General features: G+C 60.3%; 6 protein-coding genes. 3 read left to right on the forward strand and 3 right to left on the reverse strand.

Features of this window, described 5'->3' with window-relative positions; translation table 11 throughout:
* Positions 1-954 (forward strand): FUSC family protein (locus PFH44_RS24450; protein WP_283826436.1); only part of this gene is annotated, 954 nt, incomplete at its 5' end.
* Between the two features lie 95 nt (positions 955-1,049).
* Here the strand turns inward: PFH44_RS24450 and PFH44_RS24455 are convergent.
* Complete coding sequence (locus PFH44_RS24455; protein WP_045858566.1) at positions 1,050-1,946, reverse strand: aldo/keto reductase; 897 nt, start codon at positions 1,944-1,946, stop codon at positions 1,050-1,052.
* Between the two features lie 48 nt (positions 1,947-1,994).
* Positions 1,995-2,234 carry a DUF1289 domain-containing protein gene (locus tag PFH44_RS24460; protein ID WP_045858568.1) on the reverse strand — a complete coding sequence of 80 codons (240 nt, stop codon included), beginning with the start codon at positions 2,232-2,234 and terminating at the stop codon, positions 1,995-1,997.
* A gap of 143 nt (positions 2,235-2,377) precedes the next feature.
* On the opposite strand from PFH44_RS24460, the gene PFH44_RS24465 reads away from it, so the two are divergent.
* Both PFH44_RS24465 and nemA read left to right on the forward strand, forming a co-directional pair.
* The gene (locus PFH44_RS24465; protein WP_045858571.1) at positions 2,378-2,977 is read left to right on the forward strand and encodes a TetR/AcrR family transcriptional regulator; all 600 of its coding nucleotides are present in this window, start codon (positions 2,378-2,380) and stop codon (positions 2,975-2,977) included.
* A gap of 53 nt (positions 2,978-3,030) precedes the next feature.
* The gene (nemA, locus tag PFH44_RS24470) at positions 3,031-4,128 is read left to right on the forward strand and encodes an alkene reductase (RefSeq protein WP_045858573.1); all 1,098 of its coding nucleotides are present in this window, start codon (positions 3,031-3,033) and stop codon (positions 4,126-4,128) included.
* Positions 4,129-4,216: 88 nt separating this feature from the next.
* Here the strand turns inward: nemA and PFH44_RS24475 are convergent.
* A partial coding sequence (locus PFH44_RS24475; RefSeq protein WP_283826438.1) for a dipeptide ABC transporter ATP-binding protein occupies positions 4,217-5,554 on the reverse strand: 1,338 nt, incomplete at its 5' end.

Below are 5,554 nucleotides of genomic sequence, written 5' to 3' on the forward strand. Positions count from 1 at the left end.
AAGGGACAGCTGTGGAACGGCGTGCGAACCTTCTGCGCGCTGGTGATGGTCGGGGCATGGGGCATCAGCACCCAGTGGCAGTCCAGCGCCGCCGCGCTCACCCTTGCCGCCATCTGCTGCGTACTCTATTCCGTCTCGCCCTCGCCGTTTAAATCGCTGACGCTGCTGATGCGTACCCTGGTGCTGCTTTCGCTGTTCAGCTTCGTGGTGAAGTTCGGCCTGATGGTGCAGATAACCGATTTATGGCAATTTTTGCTGTTTCTTTTTCCGCTGCTCACCACCATGCAACTGCTCAAGCTGCAGATGCCGAAGCTGGCGGGCCTGTGGGGGCAGCTGATCGTATTTATGGGCTCGTTTATATCGGTGACCAACCCGCCGGTGTACGACTTTGCCGCATTCCTTAACGATAACCTCGGGAAAATCATCGGCGTAGGCCTTGCCTGGCTTGCCTTCGCGGTGATAAGCCCGGGCTCGGATGCGCGCAAGAGCCGTCGCCACATCAAAGCGTTACGGCGTCACTTTGTCGACCAGCTTAGCCGCCATCCGCAGCATAGCGAACACGAGTTTGAGTCTCTGGTTTATCACCATATCAGCCAGCTGAGCAACAGCCAGGATGCTCTGGCGCGCCGCTGGCTGCTGCGCTGGGGGGTTGTGCTGCTTAACTGTTCGCACGTGGTGTGGCAGCTGCGGGAGTGGGAAACCCGCTCCGACCCGCTCTCTCAGGTGCGCGACCTGTGCATCAGCCTGCTACGGGACGTGATGAGCGAGCGCGGCGTTCAGCAGCGGCCGCTGGCGTCAACGCTGCAGGAGCTGCAGCGCATTTGCGACACGCTTAATCATCACCACCAGCCGGCGGCCAGGGAGCTGGCGGCGGTTATCTGGCGCCTCTACTGCGCGCTGTCGCAGCTGGAGCAGGCCCCGGTTGCCGGAACCATAGAAGAGAGAACCGCGTGAGGCACCGCCGCTGAACGAAAAAACCCGGATAGCTGCGCGGGCCGTATCCGGGTTTATTGGGCATCTCACCGGCGCCGCGAGCGCTCTGGCTGCGCTTACGGGACGTCGTATCCCAGCGCGGCTTTGCGGATGCGGAACCACTGCTGGCGGGACATATTGAGCTTTTCTGCTACCAGCGCGGAGCGGACGCGCTCAATTTTACCGGAGCCGATAATCGGCAGCGGCTGCGACGGCAGGCGCAGGATCCACGCGTAAACCACCTGCTCAATGCTTTCGGCATTCAGCTCCTGGGCAACCCGGGCCAGCTCATCGCGCAGCGGCTGGAAGCTTTCATCATTAAACAGACGACCGCCGCCCAGGCAGGACCACGCCATCGGCCTGATCCGCAGCTGCTGCAGCTGATCTAAGGTGCCGTCCAGCAGCAGCGGCTGATGCACCGGAGAGATTTCCAGCTGGTTAGTCGACAGCGTAAACGGCAGACGCGATTGCAGCAGGGTAAACTGGGCCGGGGTGAAGTTAGAGACGCCGAAGTGGCGCACCTTGCCGCTGTGGTGCAGCGCGAGGAAGGCTTCGGCGACCTCATCGGCATCCATCAGCGGGTCCGGGCGATGGATCAGCAGCAGATCCAGGTGGTCGGTAGCCAGGTTGCGCAGCGACTGCTCGGCGCTGAGCACAATATGGTCGCGATCGGTAATGTAGTGCCCGATGGTGTTTTCCGCGCGCGCCATCGTGGCGATGCCGCATTTGCTGACGATTTCCATCCGGCTACGCAGGTGCGGAGCCAGCTTCAGCGCTTCACCAAACGCCGCCTCGCACTGATAGTCGCCGTAAATATCCGCATGATCGATGGTTGTGACGCCAAGATCCAGGTGCTGCTCAATAAAGCCGACCAGCTCTTTGGCGGACATTTTCCAGTCCATTAAACGCCAGTAGCCCATAACAAAACGCGAGAATTCCGGCCCCTGCGGGGCTATAGCAATACGCTGAACCATAACAACGTCCTCAACAAAAAAGTGCTTTGAGTATACTCATTTTTGCAATTAAAACAGTGAGGGTTGCTGCGGTTCTTCCGCTGTTTCCGCCTTAGTCGCGCGTAATTTGCGCAACAGGCGCTGACGACACAGCCGCAGAACGTCCTGCTTTTGTACGTCGCTCATCGTTTGCCAGGCGAAACGCTCTTCGCGGCTACGCAAACAGCCGCGACAGTAGCCGCGTTCGTCCGACTGACAAATTCCCCGGCACGGGCTCTGTACCGGGAAAAACTCCAGCTGCTCTGCCACCTCACGCCTCCGGTCACCTCGTTCTCTCTTTCATTGAAGACGTTTCATCCGCGGTTGGCAACTTTTGTTGCTCAGCCTCTGCGCCACGCATCATTTAAAATTATCGCTTGCATTAGACCAATCGGTCTACTACAGTGAGCGGCATGAACAAACATAGCGAATGCGATACCCGCGAACATATCCTGGCCACCGGCGAACAGCTGTGCATGCACCGCGGCTTTACCGGAATGGGCCTGAGCGAACTGCTGAAAACGGCGGAAGTGCCGAAGGGCTCTTTCTACCACTATTTTCGCTCGAAGGAAGCTTACGGGGTTGCGCTGCTGGAACATCACTACGCCGGCTATGTGCAGCGGCTGGTGGAGCATTTCGCCCACGGCGAAGGCAACTATCGCGATCGTCTGCTGGCCTACTATCAGCACACGCTCACCCAGTTCTGTCAGCAGGGCATTATCAGCGGCTGCCTGACGGTGAAGCTGTCGGCGGAAGTTTGCGATCTGTCGGAGTCGATGCGTACCGAGATGGATAAAGGCGCCAGCCAGATTATTTCGCTGCTTGGCGAAGCGCTGGAAAAGGGCCGTCAGGAAGGCAGCCTGGTCTTCAGCGGCGACGCGTTAACGCTGTCGCAGGTGCTCTACTCCCTGTGGCTGGGCGCCAACCTGCAGGCCAAGATTACGCGCAGCGCAACGCCGCTTGAAAGCGCCCTTGCCCATGCCAAAAGTATTATTGCTGCGCCTGGCGTTTAACAGGCGTTTTTATTTAACGAATTACGAGACGACCGGTCTACTCAGGAGTCATTATGTCCGAATCAAAATTGTTTACCCCGTTGAAAGTGGGTGCGGTCACCGTACCTAACCGCGTGTTTATGGCTCCGTTGACCCGCCTGCGCAGCATCGAGCCCGGCGATATCCCGACTCCGCTGATGGGCGAGTACTACCGCCAACGCGCCAGCTCCGGGCTGATTATCTCCGAAGCGACGCAGATTTCCGCCCAGGCTAAAGGCTATGCCGGCGCCCCGGGTCTGCACAGCCCGGAGCAAATCGCGGCCTGGCAGAAAATCACCGCCGGCGTTCACGCCGAAGCGGGACATATTGCCGTACAGCTGTGGCATACCGGTCGTATCTCGCATAACAGCCTGCAGCCAGGCGGCGCGGCGCCGGTTGCGCCTTCCGCAATCAGCGCCGGCACCCGTACGTCGCTGCGCGATGAGAACGGCCACGCCGTGCGCGCCGATACCTCGATGCCGCGTGCGCTGGAGCTCGATGAAATCCCGGGGATCGTCAACGACTTCCGCCAGGCAGTAGGCAACGCTCGTGACGCCGGCTTCGACCTCGTTGAGCTGCACTCGGCCCACGGCTACCTGCTGCACCAGTTCCTGTCACCAACGTCTAACCAGCGGAGCGATCAATACGGCGGCAGCGTTGAAAACCGCGCGCGCCTGGTGCTGGAAGTGGTTGATGCGGTTAGTAAAGAGTGGAGCGCCGACCGCATCGGTATCCGCGTATCGCCAATCGGCAGCTTCCAGAACGTCGATAACGGCCCGAACGAAGAAGCCGACGCCCTGTATCTGATTGAAGAGCTGGCTAAACGCGGCATCGCCTACCTGCACATGTCCGAGCCGGACTGGGCCGGCGGCCAGCCGTACAGCGATGAGTTCCGTCAGAAGGTTCGCGACCGCTTCCCGGGCGCCATCATCGGCGCGGGTGCCTACACCATTGAAAAAGCTAACGACCTGATCGGCAAAGGGCTGATTGACGCCGTGGCTTTCGGCCGCGACTTTATCGCCAACCCGGATCTGGTCGCTCGCCTGAAGCACAAGGCGGCGCTGAACCCGCAGCGTCCGGAGAGCTTCTACGGCGGCGGCGCGGAAGGCTATACCGACTACCCTACGCTGTAACCCTTTCTTTTATAGCGACAACATAATAGCGGCGGCCTGACGCCGCTATTTTTTCATCTGCCCGCCCGCAGTCCGCTTAGCGACGCGTTCAGGCCGGCTGCTGCAGCTGGTATCCTCCCTGCTCCCGCGGTTTGAGAACCGGCAGGCAGCTCAACAGCCGCTGCGTGTAGGGATGAAGAGGATTATCCAGAACCTCATCACTCCAGCCGCTCTCGACCAGAACCCCCTTTTCCATCACCAGCACCCTGTCCGCTATCTGCTCCACGGCGCCGAGATCGTGCGTAATAAACAGGCAGGCAAAGCCGTAATGCTGCTGGAGCCGCTTGAGCAGATCGAGAATTTGTTTCTGTACCGTCATATCCAGCGCTGAAGTGGGCTCATCGGCAATAATAAAGGCCGGGTGCCGGACAATCGCCCGCGCAATCGCCACCCGCTGGCGCTGTCCTCCCGAAAGCTGATGAGGATAGCGGGACATAAACAGGTCTCCCAGCCCAACCTCATCCAGCACCTCGCGCACCCGCTGCTCGCGCGCGCTGCGGTTCATCGTTGCCACCAGCAGCAGCGGCTCTTCGATAATTTGCGCGACGCGCATCCGCGGGTTAAGCGAGGAGAAGGGATCCTGCTGGATCATCTGGCACTCCCGCCGCCAGTTGGTCATCAGCGCCTTATCCGCCGGATTAAGCGCCCGCCCCCGAAACGCCAGCACGCCCTGGCTGGCCTTTAGCATGCCCGCAATAAGCTTACCAATGGTGGTTTTACCGGAACCGCTCGCGCCGACCAGCGCCACCGTCTCGCCGGCGCGCACGTTAAAGCTGATCCCTTTGACCGCGTGCGTCACCTTTTGCGGGCGGAACCAGGACTTGCGGCCTACGTAGCGGATATCGACATCCGTCAGCGCGATCACGCTTTCCGCCGCCAGCAGCCGCTGGCGGTCCGGCGCCGGCTGGCGTACCGGCAGCGCTTCCAGCAGGCGCCGGGTGTAGGCGTGCTGCGGTTCGGCCAGCAGCCGCTGGCTGTCGTTCTGCTCAACGATTTCGCCTTGTTCCATCACCATAATGCGCGACGCATAGCGTGCAACCATCGACAGATTGTGGCTAATCAGAATAACGGCGCTGCCCTTTTCGGCGGTGAGCGCCAGCATCAGATCCATAACCTCATGCTGTACCAGCACGTCCAGCGCGGTGGTCGGCTCATCGGCAACGATCAGCTTCGGCTCAAGTAGCATGACCGCGGCGATCATCACCCGCTGGCGCATGCCCCCGGAAAACTCATGGGGGTAAGCGCCTAGTAATTTCCCCGCATCCGCCAGGCCGACGCGCTCCAGCATTGCAATAATCTTTGCCCTTCGCGCGGGCTCGCTAAGGCGAGTGTGTAACGCCAGCCCTTCATCAAGCTGACGGCCAATCGTCATCGCCGGATTAAGCAA

The organism is Klebsiella sp. Ech2A (assembly GCF_030078455.1).
Classification (GTDB): Bacteria; Pseudomonadota; Gammaproteobacteria; order Enterobacterales; family Enterobacteriaceae; genus Klebsiella; species Klebsiella terrigena.